12 protein-coding genes are annotated in these 23,676 nt (G+C 38.9%); all 12 read left to right on the top strand.

Features of this window, described 5'->3' with window-relative positions:
* Positions 1 to 10: 10 nt before the first annotated feature.
* The 12 genes from B5X70_RS15220 to B5X70_RS15165 all read left to right on the top strand — a co-directional run bounded on the left by B5X70_RS15220 (position 11) and on the right by B5X70_RS15165 (position 23,530).
* Positions 11 to 1,024, top strand: coding sequence for a mechanosensitive ion channel family protein (locus B5X70_RS15220; RefSeq protein ID WP_079558765.1), 1,014 nt, complete (start codon positions 11 to 13; stop codon positions 1,022 to 1,024).
* 83 nt (positions 1,025 to 1,107) lie between these two features.
* On the top strand, positions 1,108 to 1,947 hold the full coding sequence (locus tag B5X70_RS15215) for a restriction endonuclease (RefSeq protein WP_079558764.1): 840 nt from the start codon (positions 1,108 to 1,110) through the stop codon (positions 1,945 to 1,947).
* A 361-nt stretch (positions 1,948 to 2,308) separates the two neighbouring features.
* Positions 2,309 to 6,532, top strand: coding sequence for a hybrid sensor histidine kinase/response regulator transcription factor (locus tag B5X70_RS15210; protein WP_079558763.1), 4,224 nt, complete (start codon positions 2,309 to 2,311; stop codon positions 6,530 to 6,532).
* Positions 6,533 to 7,547: 1,015 nt separating this feature from the next.
* Complete coding sequence (locus B5X70_RS15205) at positions 7,548 to 10,100, top strand: glycoside hydrolase family 3 C-terminal domain-containing protein (protein WP_232468353.1); 2,553 nt, start codon at positions 7,548 to 7,550, stop codon at positions 10,098 to 10,100.
* 167 nt (positions 10,101 to 10,267) lie between these two features.
* Positions 10,268 to 12,418: an alpha-glucuronidase family glycosyl hydrolase gene (locus tag B5X70_RS15200; protein WP_079558762.1), complete on the top strand. Its 2,151-nt coding sequence runs from the start codon at positions 10,268 to 10,270 to the stop codon at positions 12,416 to 12,418.
* 179 nt (positions 12,419 to 12,597) lie between these two features.
* Entirely contained in the window at positions 12,598 to 14,778 is a 2,181-nt protein-coding gene (locus B5X70_RS15195) for a glycoside hydrolase family 3 N-terminal domain-containing protein (protein ID WP_079558779.1), read from the top strand.
* A 154-nt stretch (positions 14,779 to 14,932) separates the two neighbouring features.
* Positions 14,933 to 16,645 carry a glycoside hydrolase family 43 protein gene (locus B5X70_RS15190; RefSeq protein ID WP_198314198.1) on the top strand — a complete coding sequence of 571 codons (1,713 nt, stop codon included), beginning with the start codon at positions 14,933 to 14,935 and terminating at the stop codon, positions 16,643 to 16,645.
* An 83-nt stretch (positions 16,646 to 16,728) separates the two neighbouring features.
* Positions 16,729 to 17,742, top strand: coding sequence for a LacI family DNA-binding transcriptional regulator (locus B5X70_RS15185; RefSeq protein ID WP_079558760.1), 1,014 nt, complete (start codon positions 16,729 to 16,731; stop codon positions 17,740 to 17,742).
* Between the two features lie 807 nt (positions 17,743 to 18,549).
* Positions 18,550 to 21,198 carry a glycoside hydrolase family 2 protein gene (locus B5X70_RS15180; protein WP_079558759.1) on the top strand — a complete coding sequence of 883 codons (2,649 nt, stop codon included), beginning with the start codon at positions 18,550 to 18,552 and terminating at the stop codon, positions 21,196 to 21,198.
* A gap of 237 nt (positions 21,199 to 21,435) precedes the next feature.
* Entirely contained in the window at positions 21,436 to 22,311 is an 876-nt protein-coding gene (locus B5X70_RS15175; RefSeq protein WP_079558758.1) for an ROK family protein, read from the top strand.
* A complete protein-coding gene (locus tag B5X70_RS15170) occupies positions 22,304 to 23,179 on the top strand; it encodes an ROK family protein (protein ID WP_079558757.1) in 876 nt (291 codons plus the stop codon). The genes B5X70_RS15175 and B5X70_RS15170 overlap by 8 nt, the downstream gene beginning before the upstream one ends.
* A gap of 6 nt (positions 23,180 to 23,185) precedes the next feature.
* A complete protein-coding gene (locus B5X70_RS15165) occupies positions 23,186 to 23,530 on the top strand; it encodes a translation initiation factor (RefSeq protein WP_079558756.1) in 345 nt (114 codons plus the stop codon).
* Positions 23,531 to 23,676: the final 146 nt, after the last annotated feature.

Below are 23,676 nucleotides of genomic sequence, written 5' to 3'. Positions count from 1 at the left end.
TATAGTGATAATGATAAAATATATACTCTCCATCTTGTTCTTTTTAACGGCTTCGCTGTCCATGGCTGTTGAATCTGATACGTTATCAGCTCCTGATGTTCAAGATGATACTTTGGTGGTTGCGTTTCCCGACACACTCACGGTCGTAATTGGAAAAACAGAGATTGATACTGCAGCTATTACCGCCATTGAAGACTTCGAAAAGGAGCGAGAACAATTGCGACAGGAAATTGGAACACCCGGAGAGGTGATTAATGTCATCTCTTTCAGCAAAATTTTCTGGACTCTGGTAATTATTGTCTTAAGTTACCTAATCATTAGGTTTGTGGTGAAAATTCTGGAAACCATAGCCGAAAGAAGCAGCAAGTTAAGGATTGGCCTGAAGAGTATCATTCCGGTGGTACGCATATTACTTTGGATTTTTGTTGTATTTATTATCATAAAAGGGATATATAACCCGCCAAAGGAGACCTACTTAGCCATGTGGGCCTCTGCTGCCATTGCCATTGGTCTGGCTGCACAGGATTTGCTGAAGAATGTTTTTGGAGGAATTATGTTGTTGTTTGACAGGCCTTTTCAGGTTGGTGATAAGATTGAAACAGGAAAATATTATGGAGAGGTCATAGAAATTGGCTTGCGTGCCACACGAATTGTGACACCCGACGACTCGGTGGTATCAGTTCCAAATATGGAACTGATGAACTCTTCCGTTTCAAATGCTAATTCCGGCGAATTAAATTGCCAGGTGGTGGCCGAAATATATCTACCCATTGATGTGGATACGCAGAAAGCACGAAAAATAGCCATCGAAACAGCTCAGGTATCACGATTTATCTATCTTGAAAAACCCATTGTGGTGGTCTTTTTTAATGAAGTAAAAGAGAGACGTTCATACCTTAAAATGCGCATTAAAGCATATGTGATGGACATCCGTTACGAGTTTCAGTTTAAAAGCGATATGACTGAAATTGTCATTCGGGAATTATTGCAACAGGGAGTTATCCGAAAAGGTGATTTATTTTAGTTTGTAAAAGATTGCTTTGTTGATGTATATCAATACACATAAAAAACTTACATATTTGTCTTAAAATTTTTCTTAATATTTATATGTCAAAAAAGATTCTCATAGAAAAAGCCTCAGGAGAAATGCAGCCCTTTTCGGTTGAAAAGCTTGAGCAATCATTAAAGCGTTCAGGAGCCGATGGTGCTCTTATTCTGGAAGTGGTCGAAGATGTTGAATCATGGCTTAAGGAAGGAATGACTACCAGAAGGATATACAACCGTGCTTTTTCTTTGCTTCGACGTAAACGTCGAAGCATGGCAGCAAGGTATAGCCTTAAGAAAGCCATTATGGAGTTAGGCCCCTCCGGATATCCGTTCGAACATTTTATCGGTCAGCTTTTTAAATATCAGGGATTTGAAGTACAAGTAGGAGAGGTTGTTAAGGGACACTGTGTTTCACACGAAATGGATGTGATAGCCACCAACCTGACTCATCAGCATTTGGTTGAATGCAAGTTTTACAACAGTCCCGGGAAATTTGCCAGTGTGCAGGTTCCGCTTTACATCCGTTCACGAATAGATGATATTGTAAGAGAGAGGCAAAAAGATGCTGCCTATCAACGTTTCAATTTTCAGGGATGGGTGGTTACCAATACACGTTTTACAACCGATGCCATAGATTTTGGCCTTTGCAGCGGGTTAAAGCTGTTGGGGTGGGATTTTCCTGAGAAAAGAAATTTGCGTCAGTTGATTGAAGAGATGCGTATTTTCCCCATTACTGCTATTACCCAGCTTTCAAAAGCCGAAAAAGCACAATTGCTGAATCAGGGCGTGGTGCTGTGTCGCCAGTTGCTTGAAAAGCCGGGGGTGTTGGACAATTTGCGCCTAAAAGGAAATAAACGTGAAAAAATTCTGGATGAGGTGGATGATCTTTGCCATGGATGAAAATTGATGTAAAAAGTTTTTTAATCAATTAAATCTCTTAAAATAATGATTTGCCTACTGAGTTTGTTGCATGTTTTTGAGATTTCGAGAAGAATATTTTCTATGTTTATTTCTTGAATATGCGAAATGAGGTAAGATACTCTTGATGTCATTTGCAAAACTGAGACTCTAAATAGTTGATAGCAGTTAGTATAATACTAAGCTATATTCTATTTTTAAAAGGATGGGTTTTAATAATTGTTTAAATCCAAATCAGATCAATACAATTAATTATATGCTTATTTGGTTGTTGCAATGTAGCGAATTATTCTTGTATTGATTTTTTTTATAGATTTGTCTACATTTTGTGAAACTTGGTAATATGAACATTATATCGGGTATAAGTTTCTTTGTTTACTGCCGCTATTTAATTCTTTTTTTATTGAGTTGTATAGCACATTCACATGCAACTTCTGCTACCTCCATTAGCTTCAGATCAGTTAATGCCACAAATACACTATCTCAATCATCTGTATTATCCATGCTTCAGGACAGCACAGGGTTTTTGTGGGTGGGAACGAAAGACGGATTGAACAGATTTGATGGGTACGAATTCGTGAGCTATAAGTATGATCCTTATGACAGTAATTCATTGTCGAGCAATGAGATTAGTGCTTTGGAAATGGAGGGAGACCGATATTTATGGGTTGGAACCAGGAGCGGAGGTTTAAATCGCCTTGAGCTGCATACTGGAATCATACAGCGTTTTAGTAATCTGACATATGATGATCTAATCAGGGATATATATTATGATTATGATGGTAATTTATGGGCCGGAACATCTGAAGGCCTATTTTTAAAAGAAGAGATTAACGGTCAAATTGTTTTCAGAAACCTAACACCGAATGCCATATATAGAAGAGACACCAATGAGCCCTTCATTCCAACCCGTAAGAATATTTCTGTAACGGCTATTTATCATCATGAACCCGGATTTATGCTGATTGGCGCCGAAGAGGGATTATTTGTATATGATCTTGAACGCAACGAATTTAAATCTCTTTCAGAACAAACTATAGGGTTTACAGTTGTCACCAGGTTTTTAAGAGACAGTAAGGGGCGTTTGTGGGCAACAACTTATGATGGTCTATTGCAAATTAACAAACGACCAACTCCATCACTTTATGAGGTTGTTGTTTATGATTCCAATGCACCCATTGAAAGACGTCTGCCAGTTGATTGGGTCGAAGATATTCGAGAGGATCATCGTGGGAATCTCTGGTTAGCCACGCGTGGCGCAGGTATGGTATTGATTTCACCTCAGGCAAAAGTTGAAAGGGTTTTTAATTATTCTGTGATTGAATCCGGAACCATTCCCGATAACATTATCAATTGTTTACTAATTGACCGAACGGGTGTTTTGTGGATTGGGACTGAGAGTAGAGGACTTGTTTTTTCTGATTTATACGCCAAACAGTTCCGGTCGATAGTTCCAGGTGTTTCTCCGAATTCTGGTTTGAGTGACCATCTTGTATCAGCAATTGTGGGCGAGGATAATGTTTTATGGGTAGGTACATCCTCTGCTGGAATAGATGTATTTGAGATTAATGGAGGCGATATATCTAAAAGAAAAAATATCCCAAGAGTCATTTTGTCACACGGTCAATGGAAAAGTGAGATTCTTGCACTTGCAATAGACGAACAAGGAGCATTGTGGATTGGTTCTGCCACCAATAGTTTAGTGCGTTATACAGAAACAAAAGGATTTGAAAGCTATATTGTAGAGGGTTTTGTTTTTGCATTAATGGAAGATAACCGTGGAAACATTTGGTTTGGAACCTGGGGGCAGGGGTTGGGATATATTAATAAGTCAACACGTGAAATTATTCAGTTTAATGAAGAAACTGGTGAATTACTGGGTTTAAGCAGTGACAAAATCCTTAGCATTTATTTAGACTCTAATGATTTTTTATGGGTTGGCACAAAAGGTGGTGGTGTAAATGTAGCACATATTGATGATGTCATCAATCAAACTGCTGACTTTACAGTTTATCGTCATATACCTGAAATTCCAGGATCCCTTTCTTATAATGATATTTACAGTGTGTTTGAAGATGAGGCCGGAAACATTTGGCTGGCCTCCGGGAGAGGCTTAAACAGGCTGGTCGTGAACGAGGCTGACGATTTTCGCAAAACGGTGCTGGATGGTGATGCCCAATTTTCTGTTATAAGTGAAAGGAATGGGTTACCTGGTGGCTTGGTTTATACTATTTTAGAAGATGGAAATAATCATTTATGGCTGGGAACGAATAACGGTTTAAGCCGTTATTCTCCATTTGATCAGAGCATTATAAATTATGGAGAGAATGATGGACTTCCATCCGTTCAATTCCTTCAAAACAGTGCATTTTATGATAAACGTTCGGGGTTGATGTATTTTGGTGGAGTTGGTGGTATAACTCTTTTTAATCCCGACAGTATATCTATCAATCCGTTTCACGCCAAAGTACGAATAACGGATTTTCGATTACACAATCGTTCAGTAAAACCAAAACAACGAGTTGGAGGTCGAAGAATCCTGGAGAAAGACATTGCGAATACAAAGCAGCTAAGGTTGGCACATTCTGATAATGAGATTTCCTTTGAGTTTTCGGCCATGCATTTTTCGAGCCCTGAAAAAATTCGATACAGTTACCGACTCTTAGGATTTAATGATGAATGGCAAAATGTTGGAAGTCAAAACAGAAGAGCCACATATACCAACTTGAGTTTTGGAGAGTATATTTTTCAGGTTCGTGCAACGAATAACGATGGAGAATGGGCTCCTGAATTAACTGAGTTACACATTGTAATTAATCCACCGTTGTGGTTAACCAAGTGGGCCTATATTTTTTATACAGCGCTGTTTCTTTTTCTTCTATATGTATTCAGAAAATACTCTCTTATTGCTGTAAAAAAGAAAAATCAGCTCATTATTGAGAGTCTGGAGAATAAAAAAGAGACTGAGCTTGCCGAGGCAAAAATGAGATTCTTTACAAATGTTTCTCATGAAATTCGAACACCTTTAACGCTAATCAATGCTCCCCTTCAGGAAATGATAGGCAATAAATCTTTGCCATCTGATGTTTCCGAGTCGCTTAATATGATTTATCGAAATGTCAAAAGGCTTCTAAATCAGGTAAATCAGTTGCTGGAATTGAGGAAAATGGAGAAGGGACAGTTCAAGTTAAGGCCATCGCGGTTTTCTCTTGATGTATTGATCCAGGAGGTGTTATTAGATTTTGAATCCATTATTAAACAAAAAGAGATAAAGGTTTATCATGATCAGGGAGATGAAGCATTTATTCATGCTGATAAGCGCCTAATTGGGACAGTTTTATACAACCTCCTGTCCAATTCTCTAAAGTTTACGCCACAAAAGGGTGAATTAAGAATCTCAATCAGTTGTTCCGGAAATGTTGGAGAGGAAGATTTGATTGAGCAACACGTCATTCTGCGAGTATGTGACTCTGGTCCCGGAATCCCCGAAAGTGAACTGGAAAATGTCTTTAATCGTTTTTATCAATCTAAAAACCAGCAGTTTGAATATATGGGCGGATCTGGCATTGGCTTATCGATCGTAAAGGAGTTTATTGATCAGCATAAAGGAACTGTAACTGCGTCGAATTTGCCTGAAAAGGGTTGTTGTTTTGAGGTTGTCCTGCCAGTTAGTCAGAATGAAGCAACCGATTCTTATAAACATTCACAGTTAGGGAATGATTTCGATCAACCAGGAGTGGAGTCTGATGTTATTTCTAATTCCTTGATGATTAAAGACTCCGGGTCAGATTCCGTTTCAGATTCAAAATTGCCCGTTTTAGTTGTGGTGGAGGATGACTTAGATCTTTCGGGTTATTTGAAATCATTTTTCAGTAAAAAATTTGTCACTCATCTCTTTATGAATGGAAAGGATGCGTTTGATGAAATTGTCAATATCATGCCTGATTTGGTCATATGCGACGTCATGTTGCCAGGAATGGATGGCGTACAATTGACTGGAAAACTAAAAAGTAGGGAAGAGACCAGCCACATCCCTGTTGTTATGCTTACGGCACGATCTGGTGAAGATAATATTGTAGAAGGATTGTCCATTGGAGCAGATAGTTATATAACCAAACCTTTTAGCATCAGCGTGCTAGAGGCCCAGGTAAACTCCCTTTTGAGCAGTCAGAAGGCATTTAAAATGAGATTTAGCAAAAAAATGGTTCTTGAACCAACCGAAGAGTCCATTACTCCCATGGACGAAAAGTTTCTCAAGAAGTTGATTGAGGTTACTGAACAGAATATGGCTGATCCTATGTTTGATGTAACCACACTGATTGATGAAATGCATATGAGTCATTCCATAATTCTTAAAAAAGTCAGGGCTTTAACAGGATTATCACTTGTAGAATTCATTCGGTCCATGCGTATTAAGAGAGCTGCACAAATCTTTCGTCAGGATAAGCTATCCGTTTCTGAGGTCAGTTTTATGGTAGGATTTTCAGACCCCAAGTATTTTAGTCGCTGTTTTTCCAAAGAAATGGGAATGAAACCAACCGACTTTTTAAAGGAAATTCATGGGTAGTTTTAAACTCAAAAGCAAGTGTTTTAAACTTGTTTTAGGTCTGATTCTTTATTATTCTGGCAGTCCGGCAAGTTTATTTTAATCAGTCCGTAAACATTGGTTTATAATATGCTCCTTATGGGATGTTGTTTTACAGATGTTTCTGCTTTTTTGCTGTGTTCTGTATTTGGATTTTTAAATCCAAATTATTAGATGTATAAGTCTGTATTTGTTGTTGATTGGGTTACACATGCACATATTTACATCATGTTTGTGTGTAAATTTAAAATGTAAGCGGTATTTTAAGTTTGCAATCATCGATATCAGCTGGGGGAAATGTGGAATGGTTAAAACCATATTTAACTCTTTCATCTATCTCAACTGAAGTTTATTTGCTTTATCAGCAAGGCATGGAATAAATCAAATGGAAAAACGGTCGATCGCTTACATCAAACCGATCATACTCGTTTACTTTTTTTAACAATGCAGGATTGTTTTTTTTGAATGATGGTGTAAAATTCATCCAATTCAATGAATTTTTACTGTTTTTGATATAAAATTACACCTTTTCTGCAAAAATATACTCCATTTAGGCTGTCGACTTTCTTATTTTTACATTATGCAAAATTTTGTTTAACAAGGTGTTCCGAATTTCTGTGATGTAAATTCCTGATATGGTTTTCTAATATTAATATTAATTAGAAATTAACAATCCAAATTTTTGTAAATAGTATAGCACATTTGGTTCATATTGCTTCAAAACCATGTTTTATAATAAAAATAGATGTGTTAAAATAGAAAATGTAGAGTCAATTTTATTGTAACATGGCGTTTTGATCTTTAAAGTAATGGCAAGTTATAAAGTTAAGTAAGAATTGTTATAAAGTTAAGTAAGAATTATTATATAAATGTAGTCTTGTTAGAAATTATGGTCGATTCTTTAAACATTGGACAAATCAGGGGAAAAATCAACATCATCATATCATTTTTGATGATATTTTTTTTAAGTTCCTGTAATCAAGAAAAAATGGCGTTTATGGATACTTCGTTAGACAATGAAGAACGCGTGAAAGATTTGGTCTCCAGAATGACCCTGGAGGAAAAAGTTTTTCAGATGCTACATGAAGCTCCCGCTATTGAAAGACTCGGAATTCCCGAATATAACTGGTGGAACGAATGTTTACATGGGGTCGCAAGAGCCGGATTGGCCACGGTTTTTCCACAGGCCATAGGGATGGCTGCCATGTGGGATGATCAAATGATGTTTGATATTGCAGATGCAATATCTGATGAAGCAAGAGCTAAGCATCATGATTTCGCTAAACAGGGAAAACGCGGTATGAGCCAGGGATTGACTTTCTGGACACCAAATATTAATATTTTTCGCGATCCCAGATGGGGCAGAGGCATGGAGACATATGGTGAATGTCCCTACCTGACAGGCGAACTCGCCGTAAATTTTATCCGTGGTCTTCAAGGTGATCACCCTGATTATCTCAAACTAGTGGCAACAGCAAAGCATTTTGCTGTTCATAGTGGGCCTGAACCCGATAGACACAGTTTTAATGTTCACCCTTCGCAACGAGATCTTGTTGAGACCTATTACCCTCATTTTAAAAAGGCTGTTAAAGAAGCCGGTGTATATTCATTTATGTGTGCATATAACAGGCTATTCGATGAGCCTTGTTGCGGGAGTGAGTATTTAAACAGTTTACTAAGAGATGAATGGGGTTTTGAAGGCTACGTAGTTTCTGATTGTTGGGCAATACTTGATTTTTACAATCCTGGTGATCATGAGGTGGTTGAGAATGCTGCACAAGCCTCTGCTTTGGCTGTTCGATTTGGAACAGACCTTAATTGTGGCAGTTCATATCCGGCCTTATTAGAAGCTGTTGCAAATGGTTATATTACAGAAGAAGAGATTGATGTAAGTGTTTCCAGGCTTATACTTGCCAGAATGAAGTTGGGTATGTTTGATCCTCCATCAATGGTTCCTTTTGCTCATATACCGTACGATGTCGTAGATAGTGAGTTGCACCGCAAATTGGCCTTGGAAGCTGCCAGAAAGTCAATGGTGCTTCTTAAAAATGATAACAACACTTTACCATTCAGTAAAAATGTCAGTAGTGTGGCAGTGATAGGGCCAAATGCCCACAATGTTGATGCTTTATTGGCAAACTATAATGGTTATCCCTCCGAACCAATTACTCCTTACCAGGGAATTTCCCGGAAACTTCCATCTGCGAATGTAAAATATGCGCTTGGTAGTCGGTACGCTGAAGAGTTTCCGTATATGACCGTAATACCATCGCACATACTTTTTACTGATGAAACCCTGTCTGAAAATGGGTTGCAATCAGAATATTTTAACAACATTGATTTTCGTGGGAATCCTGAATTTTCAGGTTTCGATCCGAAAGTTGACTTTCAATGGTGGACTAACAGTCCAAAACCTGGTGTTTCAAATGATGAGTTTTCTGTGCGTTGGAGCGGATACCTTGTTCCAGATGTATCAGGGAAGTATGCACTTGGCGTTGAAGGGTTTTCCGGATTTCGACTCTATTTAGATGATGAGTTGATTGTTGAAAACTTTAGTCTTTACCATTCAATGACTGATTTTAAATTCATGCAATTAGAAGCTGGGAAGAAGTACAAAATCGTGCTGGAGTTTTATCAAGACAATAATACTCATCCTATGGTTAGGCTTTTGTGGGATAAACCCGGGCAAAACTTAAAACAGGAAGCCATCGAACTTGCAGCTCAATCAGATTTGGTTATTCTCTGTATGGGATTAAGTCCATTGTTAGAAGGTGAGGAGATGGCTGTTGATATTCCTGGTTTTTTTGGAGGTGACAGAACTGACATTGTTTTGCCTGCTATTCAGACAGATTTGGTAAAGGCCATCATGGAACTGGGAAAACCGACGGTAATGGTTCTTTTGAATGGAAGTGCCCTGGCTTTTAACTGGGAAGCGGATAATGTTCCTGCCATTATAGAAGCCTGGTATCCGGGACAAGCAGGCGGTCAAGCAATCGCTGATGTTTTGTTTGGGGATTACAACCCTGCCGGACGACTACCAGTCACGTTTTATAAAAGCATAAATCAAATCCCTGATTTTTCTGATTATTCTATGGATGGACGAACATACCGTTATTTCAAAGGAGAGCCTTTATACGAATTTGGATTTGGTTTGAGCTATACCACTTTCGATTATTCTGAATTGAATATTGATACCCAGGTTATGGCGGATGAAAGTTTTGATGTATCTGTCTTAGTTACCAATACAGGAAGTATGGATGGAGATGAGGTCGTTCAGTTGTATGTTTCATACCCAGACAATCACATGGCTCCAATTCGATCGCTTCAAGGATTCAGAAGAGTTTTTATCCCTGCTGGTGAGTCTCGTGAAGTGAAATTTAATATATCTCCCGATCAAATTGGGTTATTTCATCCGGAGCATGGTAAAGTTGTTTCTGCGGGCAAAATACATGTTTATGTGGGAGGTAAACAACCCGACAGCATATCACTCAAAAATGGAAATGTTGTGATGAGTAAAGTTGAAATACTTGGTGAGTTTATTTGTAGATAATTTTTAATAGTAATATAAAACATTGGTATTTAGATATTTTATTGTTTATGTTTCTTTTTTGTAAAGTTTCTTTTTCTGATTATCAAATACACTCTGGAATAGAACTTAAAAAAACGGAAGATAGACCTGAATTAAGGAGCTAAATACTAATAAAAAACAAAACAATTATGAGTGGAAAGATTTGCAGATTGCTAGTACTGTTTTTTTTATTGCCAAATATTATCCTGGCTGAATCGGGTGAAAAGCTTTGGTTGCGGTATTTGCCCCTCGACAATGCTAAAGTAGTTGATTATACCAATGCTATCCGGTCTTTAGTTGTGGCAGGAGATGATGCCGTTATATCAGCTGCTGCCGAAGAAATTCAAATGGCTTTTAATGGTTTAACCGGCAATGATCTTCGAAATGTTAATCGACCCGGCGCTGGAGCGTTACTAATCGGGACACCAGAGAATCGTCTGATTCGGGATCTTGAACTTTCTAGTGAACTTGAAAAATGTGGCGAGGAAGGCTATATCATTAGAACGTTTCCTGTGCGTAATGGCCAGATGACTGTAATAGCTGCAAATACATCGGCAGGTGTTTTGTATGGAACCTTCGATCTGATCAGAAGAATGCAGACAGGTGAATCCATCTCTAAACTGGAAGTAAATGAGTCCCCGGCTTTTAAAATCAGAGTACTTAATCATTGGGACAATTTAAATGGAACAGTTGAGCGTGGTTATGCTGGTCATTCTATTTGGTTTAACCGTCCTGAGGATTGGTCGGTCAGAAGCGCTCAATACAAATATTACGCAAGAGCTAATGCCTCTGTGGGAATCAATGGAACCGTGATAAACAATGTAAATGCTGATCCAAATGTACTTACTGCTGAATATATTGAAAAATATGCAAGAATTGCAGATATTTTCAGACCGTATAACATGAAAATATACATGTCTGTAAATTTTGCATCTCCGGCTGTAATAGGGGGACTTGAGAATTCTGATCCCTTTAATCCTGCAGTGCAACAATGGTGGAAGGATAAAGCAGCAGAAATATATCAGTCAATCCCGGATTTTGGTGGATTCTTGGTAAAAGCAAATTCTGAAGGACAGCCAGGTCCAATGGATTATGGTCGGACACACAAAGATGGAGCGAATATGATGGCTAAAGCGTTACAACCCCATAATGGTATTGTAATGTGGCGAGCTTTTGTTTATGAGCCTGGTGATGATGAACGCTCAGTTCAGGCCTATAATGAATTCATGCCGTTTGACGGGGAATTTGAGGATAATGTAATTGTTCAGGTTAAAAACGGACCAGTCGACTTTATGCCACGTGAGTCATTCAGTCCTCTGTTTGGTGGTATGCAAAAATCACCGGTGATGATTGAGTTTCAGATAACACAGGAGTACCTTGGTCACTCCAATCATCTGGCTTATTTGTCAACTATGTGGAAAGAAGTTCTTGATGCCGAGACATTTGCAAAAGGTGTCGGTTCTTCCGTCGCGAAGACTACAGACGGAACTCTTTTTAATCACGAATTAACTGCCATCTCTGCGGTATCAAATATTGGTAGGGACATTAACTGGACAGGGCACCATTTCGGACAATCTAACTGGTACGCTTTTGGTCGCTTAGCCTGGGATTATGACTTACTTTCTGAAGATATTGCCGAAGAGTGGGTAAAGATGACCTTTGTGCATGATCAAAAGTTTGTTGAGCCAGTTGTAGATATTATGATGCGATCCCGAGAGGCTGTTGTAAATTATATGAATCCACTGGGACTTCATCATATTATGGGATGGGACCATCATTTTGGACCTGAACCATGGACTGACATTCCGGGAGCACGTGAGGATTGGTTACCCAGATACTATCATAATGCAAGCGAATTTGGTATCGGATTTGACCGAACAACTAATGGAAGTAATCTGGTATCCCAATATCATAGCCCTTTAAATAAAATATACAACGATCCACTTTTGGTTCCTGAAAACCTGCTCTTGTGGTTCCACCACTTGCCATGGAATTACAGATTGCAGAATGGCCTTAAGTTGTGGGATGCGATGGTATATAAATATTATGAAGGTGTGGAAGAGGCCCGGTTATTTCAAAACAGATGGGATCGGTTGGAAGGATATATTGACGATAGAAGATTCAAGGAGATACAATATAAGTTGAAATTACAAACAACCGAAGCTATTTGGTGGAGAGATGCTTGTGTTTTATATTTCCAGACTTACTCTAATTTGCCCATTCCCGCTGAACTGGAAAGACCCGTTCATGATCTGGATGAGCTTAAGGAGTTAAAATTTGATATGAAACATCATAATTAATAAAGTATTATTTACTATATTTAAACAGTGAAACCACGGATGAGAAATAACTCAGTATAAATGTTAGGTGTGAAATTGTGTTTATATGCTCTTTATAGGTGCTAATGAGATTATTTCACTCCGTGGTTTTTTATTTTTCAGATTCTTTTCACCCCTTCAGCCTTTTAAACATTTCTGTTATGAAAAGTTTTTACTCATTGTTAATTCTCTTTCTTCTGTTTGCTCCCCTTTTTGCAGATAATCCATTGTATTTAGATCCTGATCAGGAGATAGAAGTCAGAATCAACGATTTACTATCACGGATGACACTAGAGGAGAAGGTCTCGCAGATGGCCAATACCAGCCCTGCTATTCCACATCTAAACATTCAGGAATATGAGTGGTGGAATGAGGCATTGCACGGGGTTGCACGAAGCGGTATAGCCACCGTTTTTCCACAGTCTATTGCTATGGGTGCAACCTTCAATCCGGAGTTGATAGAAAAAGTTGCCACAGCCGTTTCCGATGAAGCACGAGTTTTGCATCACGCTGCGGCCCGTCGGGATATTCGTTTGAGATATGGCGGTTTAACTTTTTGGGCACCTAACATTAACATATACAGAGATCCCAGATGGGGAAGGGGTATGGAAACATATGGAGAAGATCCTTTTTTAACAGGTGTCATTGGAACTGCTTATGTAAATGGATTGCAGGGCGATCATCCCCGATATCTTAAAACTGCTGCTGGAGCAAAACATTACGCAGTGCATAGCGGACCGGAGCATGGAAGAAGGGAATTTAATGCCATAGCTTCTACAAAGGATTTGTATGAAACATATCTGCCTGCTTTTAAGACCTTGGTAGATGCTGGTGTTGAAGCCATAATGTGTGCTTATAACAGTACCAATGGAGAACCTTGTTGTGCGCATAACTATTTAATCAATGAAGTATTAAGAGATAAATGGGGATTCAAGGGACATGTTGTTACTGATTGTTGGTCTCTTAACGATTTTTTTACCAGCATAAATGTTGCAGAAGATGCTGTTGAAGCAGCAGCATTAGCACTGAAAAATGGTGTAGATCTAGAGTGTGGCTCAGTATATAATCCAAATTTAGTAACTGCTGTTGAACGAGGATTAATCTCAGAAGATCAAATCGATGTGGCCTTATCACGACTTTTATCTACCCGTTTTCGGCTCGGAATGTTCGATCCTGAAGAGATCAACCCTTACGCCAATATCCCCGATACCGTTTTAAATTCTTCAACCCACAGGACTTTGTCTCGTGAGGTCGCAGTTGAATCAATGGTTTTGTTGAAGAATAATGGCATTTTGCCTTTGAGGGATGATTTATCGCGCTATTTTGTTACAGGCCCCAATGCCAGCAGTATACATGCTCTAATAGGTAATTATTATGGAGTAAACGACCGATATGTAACAATTTTGGAAGGCATCGCAGGAAGGGTTCAGATCGGAAGCCAGGTACAATATCGCCCTGCCATTCTTCTGGACAGGCCTAATGTGAATCCAATCGATTGGTCAACCGGAAGTGCCAGTGTCAGTGATGTAACTATATTAGTTTTAGGAATAACTAATTTACTGGAAGGAGAAGAAGGAGAAGCCATTGCTTCACCCTATTACGGTGATCGTTTGGACTATTCTATCCCTGAAAATCAGTTGGACTATTTAAGAAGACTTACCCGAAATGAGAATAATAAAATCGTCGCAGTCATAGTTGGAGGGAGTCCAATGAACCTTAAAGAGGTTCATGAACTGGCTGATGCAGTTCTGTTGGTCTGGTATCCTGGGCAAGAAGGAGGAAATGCTGTGGCCGATGTTTTGTTTGGAGATGCAGCCCCTGGCGGGAGACTTCCTGTTACATATCCAGTATCCCTGGATCAACTGCCGCCCTATGAAGACTATTCAATGGAGGGGCGCACATACCGATATATGAAAGAGGTACCTATGTACCCCTTTGGGTATGGCCTTAGTTACACCAGTTTTGAATATTCTGACATAAGCCTTGCAGACCGTCGCATCAGACGTGATGGAAAGACAACAGTAAGGGCTACTGTTACAAATAGTGGGAACATGGCTGCTTCTGAAGTTGTACAGCTTTATATAACAAATCCACCTTCCAGGGTTACAAGAACGCCATTGTTCTCCCTTAGAGGATTTGAAAAGATCTTTCTTGAGCCTGGAGAGTCACGCGAAGTAAAATTTGAGATTGCCAGAGATATGCTTGTTTTAATTGACGACAACGGGCAGGAAATCATAGATTCCGGAGCTTATACAATAGCTATTGGTGGTGCTGTACCCACGGAGCGAAGTGTGGAATTGGGGATGCCGGTTCCGGTAAGAGCAACTCTAAATGTTCGATAGAACTCTAGTTTTTTAAACATTCTTTTTTGAAATATAGAAAGAATGGTTTCTCTTTTTTGAACTTATTACATCGCTCATAAATCGTTATCATACTTTTTGGCCTTTAAAAAATATGGAATTGCTCACTTCTGCCAAACTTAAAATACTATTTGTTATGATATTTAAGAAAGCTAAAACAATCTTGTCGTCATTGTTAATTATTATTGCATTTGCAATGTGTACTTCACCATATGAAACGGTTGAAGTTAACAATCCAATTTTACCCGGTTTTTATCCCGATCCCAGTGTATGTAAAGGCCCTGATGGTTATTACATGGTACATTCAACATTTGGATATTTTCCGGGGATACCAATTTTCTACAGCCCCGATTTAATCAATTGGGAACAAATTGGTCATGTAATGCACAGACCGGATCAGATGCAACTTGATAGCCTTAGTTTAGCAGGTGCTGGAATGTTTGCGCCAACCATTGAATATCATGAAGGAACATTTTATGTTGCTTGTACTGAAGTTTATGGACGTGGGAACTTTGTTGTGACTGCCACAAATCCAGCCGGCCCATGGTCTGATCCCTATTTTTTTCCGGAAGTAATAGGAATTGATCCCTCACTTTTCTTTCATGAAAATGGTAAAACTTATATTATTTATAACAGCGATGCACCTGATGATCAACCTCTGTATGAGGGTCACAGAACAATCAGGATGTTTGAAATAGATATTGAAAAAATGCAGGTGGTAGGCAATCAATCGATTCTTGTTGATGGAGGTGTGGATATTTCCGAGCAACCGGTGTGGATTGAAGGGCCTCACATTTATCGAGTTGGTGATTATTACTATCTCTCTGCTGCCGAAGGAGGAACAAGTGTGAACCATCGTCAGGTGATTTTTAGAAGTGAAGATATTTGGGGGCCATACATCCCTTGGGAAAACAATCCGATTTTAACCCAGATGCATCTGGATCCAAACCGCCCAAACCCCATAACTTCCACTGGTCATGCCGATATGATTCAGGACTTAAAAGGAAATTGGTGGGCCGTTTATTTGGCTTGTCGTCCATATGAAGGCAATCACTACAACACAGGACGAGAAACATTCATGTCTAAGGTGGAATGGACCGAAGATGGTTGGCCAGTTATCAACCCTGAATCGGAAGTGATTCCTTTCCAATTTGAGTTTGATGCAGCTTTGAAGGATAAACGCGTTACAAAACCTTTACATGGAAATTTCACGGTACGTGATGATTTTGATCAACCAAGCATGGACTTCAAATGGGTACAAATTCGAACACCGAAGTCTTCATGGTTTAATTTGATCCCTGAAAAAGGAGTGTTAAATATGAGTCTTTTACCAGCATCAACAATAAAACAATTCAACCCTTCATTCCTGGGAAGAAGACAACAACATATGGTTTGTAATGCAACCACATCACTTGAGTTTAAACCGGAGAGTGAAGGGCAGCATGCAGGTCTGGCTGTTTTGCAAAATGAACATCGTTATTATTATCTGGCTCAATCGTTGGAAGACAATCTACCTGTTATTAGCTTGTATAAATCTGTACCAAATGCCATTGAAGACGAGATGGTCGTTTTGGCCACAAAAAGACTGTCTGACTCTTTAGGTGAAAATCTGTATCTTCGAATTGAATCTGACGTTGATGTATACCGTTTCTTTTACTCCTATAATGGGGACAAATGGTTCCAAATAGGTGACGAGCAGGATGCTCGCTTTTTAAGTACGGAAACTGCCGGCGGTTTTATCGGAAGCATGTTTGGACTCTACACTAAAACAACCGAAAGTTCTGAAGGTGGAATTAGTGCTAATTACCATTGGTTTGAGTATACCGGCAATGATGATATATTTAAATAATGCTTCATTTTTATTTGCGGTAATTTTTTAACTTTGAAAATCCTAATTGATAAATTTACCGGAAATTTCAGATAATGAAGTAAATGGCTAAAACAACCATCACTATAAATGATATTGCACGGGATTTGAATGTGGCACCGTCCACAGTATCCCGTGCATTAAATAACAGTAATAAAATCAGTGAAAAGACCAAGGATCTGATAAGAGATAAAGCTGCTGAATTAGGATATGATCTTAATATGGTGGCTTCCAGTCTCTCCAGAAAGCAGACCAATATCATCGGTGTGATGGTTCCTTCGGTTAATCGTCATTTTTTCAGTCAGGTTGTTAGCGGTATCGAAGACCTTGCTTATGATGCGGGTTACCGCATCATTATTGCACAAACAAATGAACTGGCCGAAAGGGAAAAGGACATTCTTACTTTATTCAACTCAACCAGAGTTGATGGAATCATTGCTTGTTTGTCGCTTGAAACATCTGATGTTACTCACTTTTCAAAAATTCTTAAAAACGGAATTCCTCTGGTTCTGATTGATCGGGTAAGTTATGAACTAGATTGTCCCAAAATTGTGGTAGATAACCATGAAGGTGCATTTCAGGCTGTTTCACACCTTGTTCGATCTGGCTGCAAACGTATTGCACACTTGGGAGGTCCCATGGGATGTCCTGTTTTCAAGGAGAGATCTAAAGGATATTTAGATGCGATGCAAAAGGCAGGTCTTCCGATACATGCAAAATATCATTTGTCAACTGACTTGTCAACAAGAGATGTGCAGGAAGCAATGAAAGTTTGGCTATCAATGCCAGAGACTCCTGATGGAATTTTTACTTCGGATAGTCACACTGGATTAGTAGCAGCTAAAATAGCTACAGAGGCTGGTATAAGAGTGCCGGAAGAGATCTCTTTTGTTGCTTTTGGAGATGATCCGGCTCATGAGTACATTACACCTTCACTTTCTTCTATTGAAGTACCTGGAAATGAAATGGGAAGAAGTGCTATGCAGCTAATTCTTGAACAGTGCCTGGGTGAATCAATTGATGTTCAAACCATCATTAAACCTATTCAACTTATCATTAGAAGCAGTTCTTTTAGGTAATTAACCTAAATAAGATTGTGTTAGCTTTTCCTCCATTATAATTCTCGTCCATATTTCTTCTTAGGATATAAATTGTAATAGTAGATCCATAATTGTTGTTAATTCATCTGTTTTTGATGAGTTTTTACTCTGTTAAACAATGGACTTTCAATTTATTGTTATTTGAATTTAAACCTTCTGTATTGATCTATGAGCATACGAACAGATCTTCAATAAATTAAGCGACTTAATCTATTGGGTTCGAACTGATAGCATGAGATTTTGTCGCTTGCGAGAATACTGAGAGGACGATGTTTAAAAATTTTGAGAACCTTCTGCAATGTAACATTCAATTAAACATCCTCTTTCGTGGTCACATAATTTTAATGATCTTCTACTTTTCATTTATCTAAAACAAATTGGAGTCGACTATTTAATCTGCATATTAATATGGGTGTTCTATCCGGAAAACAAGAAACAATTATTATTTATTTGTTTATAAAAGGGCAAGCGCTTGCATAATTGTAATTTCTTTTCTACTTTTGTAGTTCGAATGTAATTTGGATCATTGAAACCAAACATGAGAATCGGTAGATCGACGATGTCAAAGACTTTCTCACACAGGCGATGTGCTGAGTTCGGTCGAAGTCAGCAATGACTGGATTGGCGAGTTCTCCAGAGGCTTCGGGAGCAACTTTAAAAACAAATTATAGACACATGAAAAAAGATCATTTGAATTGATATTGACTATGCTTAATAGCTTTTTTAATATGTAGGATGATTTCTTGATATTAGCTGGATCGCAATGAACAAACTAAATTTTCACATATGAAAAAAAAATCTATTTTTTTACAAATTGCAACGGCAAGTTTTTTTATGCTGTTTTCTTGTACTACAGATTACAATGAAACAGTTTTTGAAAGAAACCTTGACAAAGGCTGGCAGCTTTTTTCCTCTGAGGGGCTGAATGCAACGGGTTCCGAAATATCGGGAGCAGACTTTGATCGTTCCTTTGGATACCCGGTAACATTACCTGCTACCGTGATGCATGGATTGCAGCAAAACGGAAAGTTTCCCGATTTGTTTGAATTCGGTGTGCTGGAGCAAATGGACACAGTACCTTATCAGGTACCATGGTGGTACAGAACCACATTTAATGTAAATACAGAACCCGGAAAGGATTTTTTCCAGATCACATTAAATGGAATCAACTTTAAAGCCAATGTCTGGCTCAATGGTCAAAAAGTAGCTGGTGATGATTTAATTCAGGGATCATACGGAGTATGGAATTTTGATGTGAGTGAATTGGTGGTTCAAGGAGAAAACCATCTGGCCATAGAAATTATCCCTCCTGTGTTTGGTGTGGATGTTAGCAAAGGTTTTGTTGACTGGAATCCTAAACCTGCGGATAATTTGATGGGGATTTGGCGTGATGTTACCTTAAAGCAATCAGGGCCTGTATCCATGCGCCACTCAAATGTCGTTACCAAAGTTAATAAGGAGACTTTGGATGAGGCTGAGGTAACCATTTCAACATATCTTACCAATCATTCCGGGGTTGAGCAAAGAGCTGAAATAACTGCAAATTTTGATATCCTACATTTGAAAAAGGAAGTTCGGTTAAACCCGGGAGAAACCAGAGAGATATTCTTCAGGCCTGGTCAATTTCCGGAACTGCATATGAAAAATCCAAGACTGTGGTGGCCTAATAATATGGGCGAACAGGCTTTATACGATTTGGAATTGGAAGTTTTAGTGGATAATAGGCTGACCGACAGGGATGAATTTCGGTTTGGGATTAGGGAGATTGAAGATTTTTGGAATGAGAACCGATATAGAGGATTTAAAGTGAATGGTCAGAAATTGGTTGTTAAAAGTGCCGGATGGGTGGATGATATTTTACTCGCAGATAGCGATCAGAAGGTTATTGACCAGTTGAAATATGCGCAACATGTAAATCTGAACTCAATTCGTCTGGAGAGTTTCTGGGGCAGAAACAGAACCATTATGGAAACTGCCGACGAGCTGGGACTGCTTCTGATGCTGGGATGGACTGCCCATTGGGAATGGGAATCATATATCGGAATTCCGCATGATGATTATGTCTCAATACGCGGAGAAGAAGCAAAAACATTGCATGCCAACAATTACCGAGACCAAGTGCTGTGGCACCGTCGTCATCCGAGTGTCGCAATCTGGACTTATGGAAGTGACAAACTGCCTCGCCCTTCTCTGGAAGTGATGCTGAATGAAAGAATGGCCAAAGCAGATACTACACGTCCCATTTTAAGCTATTGTGGAGGCGCCATGCTCATGGGCGATTCTGATCCCAGGCAGAGTATTATCAGTGGTCCTACAGGGGTTAAAATGGAAGGTCCATATGATTGGGTTGCGCCGGTTTATTGGTACATAGATGAGCGTTATGGAGGAGCTTTTGGTTTTAATACCGAAGTTGGACCAGGTCCTCAAATACCTCCTCTTTCCAGTATCAGGAAAATGATTCCCGAGGAGCATTTATGGCCGGTGGACGATGTTTGGTTATACTACAGTGGCCGAAACCAATTCGAAAATCTTGATCGTTATTTGGGAGCATTTCATGCCCGCTATGGCGAGTTTAATTATCTGGAGGATTTTCTGTTTGTCAACCAGATGGCAAGCTATGAAGCCATTCGTCCGATGTTTGAAGCTTTCTCTGTAAATAAATACAACAGCACGGGGGTTGTTCAATGGATGTTTAATAGCGCATGGCCTACTTTTTACTGGCAACTGTTCGACTATTATCTTATGCCAACCGGTGCATTTTATGGAACACGCAAAGCTGCTGCACCGCTTACTCTCATTTATAATTATGGCAACGGTAATATCTATCTAAATAACGATTTTCTGGAATCTCAACAAAATCTAAATGTTGCGGTTAAGGCTTTTGATTTGAATTCAAACCTATTGTTTGAAACTGGTCTTACCACCAATATTGACGCAAATTCAGCAAAAATGGTTGTAGAAATGCCCGGGTTAAATATTCCATCAACCACCTGGTTTCTGGATCTCAGGTTAAAAGATGATGCTGGTAATGAAATTGCCAATAATTTTTACTGGTTGTCAACAGTGGATGATGTTCCGGATTTTGATCGTACAACATGGTATTGGACTCCTAATAAGCAACATGCCGACCTAACGCAGATCCAAAACATGCCTCAGGCAAACGTCATTTTTAGTTACGATGTGAAAAAATATGACGATGAGTTCATTTTTACCGTTAATCTTGAAAATCAGGCTGACGTAATTGCCTTCTTTGCCGAGTATCAAATCGTAGATAAAAATACCATGGAGCCTGTTTTACCAGTATTTTGGGATGATAATTATATAAGTTTATTGCCCGGAGAAAAAAGAGTTATTAAGGGCTCTGTAGGAGCAAAAGGTATTAATGGTGATTCTCTTACGGTCACATTGCAGGGAAGTAACATTATTGTACAGTAAAAATGATTGCAAATTTTGTGGGAGTTTTTGGTTAGGGGCATGAACGTAAAGAATCATTTATGATTCTTTACGTTCAATTTCTTACTCACAAATAAACAGGATGGAGTCATAGATTAAATCATGACATTGATGAAAAATTTATACTTACAATTTTTTTGTAACTTAGGATAGTAAAGCATCACATTTTTAATCAGTTGTATTTAATCTTGGCTGCGGGAATAACTAAATGATAAATAGATGGATAAAAAGCTAATTGGAGTAGATTTGGGTGGCACTAATATGCGCGCCGGTCTTGTATGTGATGGCATTATTGAGAAGGTGTTTGCCTCACCTGTTCCGGTAACGGAAAATTGGAAAGAGGTTATGGATCAATTGATAGAAGTCATATCAAATGTTTTTTCTTCTGAGGTGGAAGGGATCGGGATAGGTGTACCTGGTGTGGTTGATTCCAAAACCGGGGTTGTTTATGATATTCAAAACATCCCTTCATGGAAAGAGGTTGCTGTTGGTACCATATTATCAGATCATTTTAAGGTGCCTGTTTTTGTGAATAACGATGCCAACTGTTTTGCCGTTGGCGAGCGATTCTATGGGGCAGGTAAAGAGTTTGACGATTTTGTAGGCTTGATAACCGGAACCGGACTTGGTGCCGGCATTATAAAATGGGGACATCTATTACCCGATCAAAACTGCGGAGCCGGTGAATTTGGTATGATTCCATATTTGGAAGAGAATTATGAATTCTATTGTAGTGGCCAGTTTTTTAAAAACAAGGCTGGTTTGGATGGAGCTGATGTCGCAAGAAGGGCAGATAGCGGAGACGAACAGGCGCTTAATCTTTTTGCAGAATATGGAAAACATCTGGCCAATGCTATTAAAAGTATTATATTTGCCATTGATCCTGCTGCCATTATCATTGGAGGATCGGTGTCTAAATCTTTTTCATATTATGAAAAAACCATGAAAGAAGAGTTGGCAACTTTCCCGTATTCGGGCGTTGTTGAGAAACTCGTAATTAAACCTTCTCAGATGCCGGAAATTGCCATTTTGGGAGCAGCTGCTCTTAATTTTAATAAACAGCAATTAATAGAAAACAACTATAAATATGCTTAGGGATTTGTCGCATACAAATAAGCCTGTGGTTGGTGTTTTTCTGGGAGGAAAAACACTAAAAGTCGGAAGGGTTTCAAATGACACTGTAGAGGAGATGGTAACAGTTGAAGTTGATAATTACGCCGGAGAAGAGGATGTTCTTAACCAGTTGATTAAGACCATAGAGTCCGTGTTTACCCCTGAAATTGCCGGTATTGGCATTGGAGTTCCAAGTATGGTTGATGTGGAGCAGGGAATTGTTTACAATGTTGAACACATTCCATCGTGGCGAAAGGTTTATTTGGGCGACTTATTAAAAGCTCATTTTAAGAAAGAGATTTATGTGAACAATGATGCCAACTGCTTTGCTGTTGGCGAAAAATATTACGGTAAAGGATGGAAGTACAATAATCTGGCTGTCATATTTGCCGGAGAAGGACTGGGAGTGGGCATCATTGCCGATAATCGGTTGTATTCCGGAACTAACTGCGGTGCAGGAGAATTCGGTTATATTTCATACCGGGATCATAATTATGAATACTATTGTACTCAAAGTTATTTTGAATTGAAGTATGGCTTAAAGCCCAATGCTCTTTTCAAAAGAGCAAAAAAGGAGGATAAAATTGCTCTGGCAATTTTAGAACAGTTTGGTTATGATTTCGGAAATTTTATTAAAACCATTTTATTCGCTATTGATCCTGAGTGTATCATTATCGGGGGCGATATTACCAGATTTTTTCCTTATTTTGAACCGTATATGTGGAAAACCATAAGAAAACATCCTTTCGAAAAAGCCATCGAAAAGTTGCGAATTGACGTAAGTGAAAAACAGGATGTTGCTGTACTTGGAGCTGCCGCTCTCTATTTCGATGCTGAAAAGAAAATTTAGATAGTCATGTCAAAAAAAAATCGAAAATCTGCCGGTGGGATCATTTTTAGTACCAACCCCGATTATGATTACGAACAGGAGGAAGAGAACATAGAAACACCTCCTCCTTCTCAACAAAAGCTAAAAGTTTGGCTGGATAAAAAGCAACGAAAAGGTAAAGTTGTTACGCTGATTACTAATTTTACAGGCCATCCGGATGATTTAAAAGATTTGGAAAAATCGTTAAAAAATTTGTGTGGGGCGGGTGGAAGTTCAAAGGATGGGGAAATCCTGATTCAAGGCGATTGCAGGGAGAAGATTCTTACTTGGCTCTTATCAAAAGGATATAATGCCGTTAAAGCCGGCGGATAATTTCTTATTACATATTTAATAGCCTTAAATTCACTGAGTTTAAGGCTTTTTTTATGATTTTTCTTTATCTTTTGCTAAGGGCCAGATTCTGAAATGCAAAAAGTTTTAAAGGTTTCCGGTAAAAGAAGGCCTCTTTATACGTTCAG

The organism is Alkalitalea saponilacus, assembly GCF_900168165.1.
GTDB lineage: Bacteria > Bacteroidota > Bacteroidia > Bacteroidales > Marinilabiliaceae > Natronoflexus > Natronoflexus saponilacus.
This window is presented reverse-complemented; position numbering and strand designations above follow the sequence as displayed.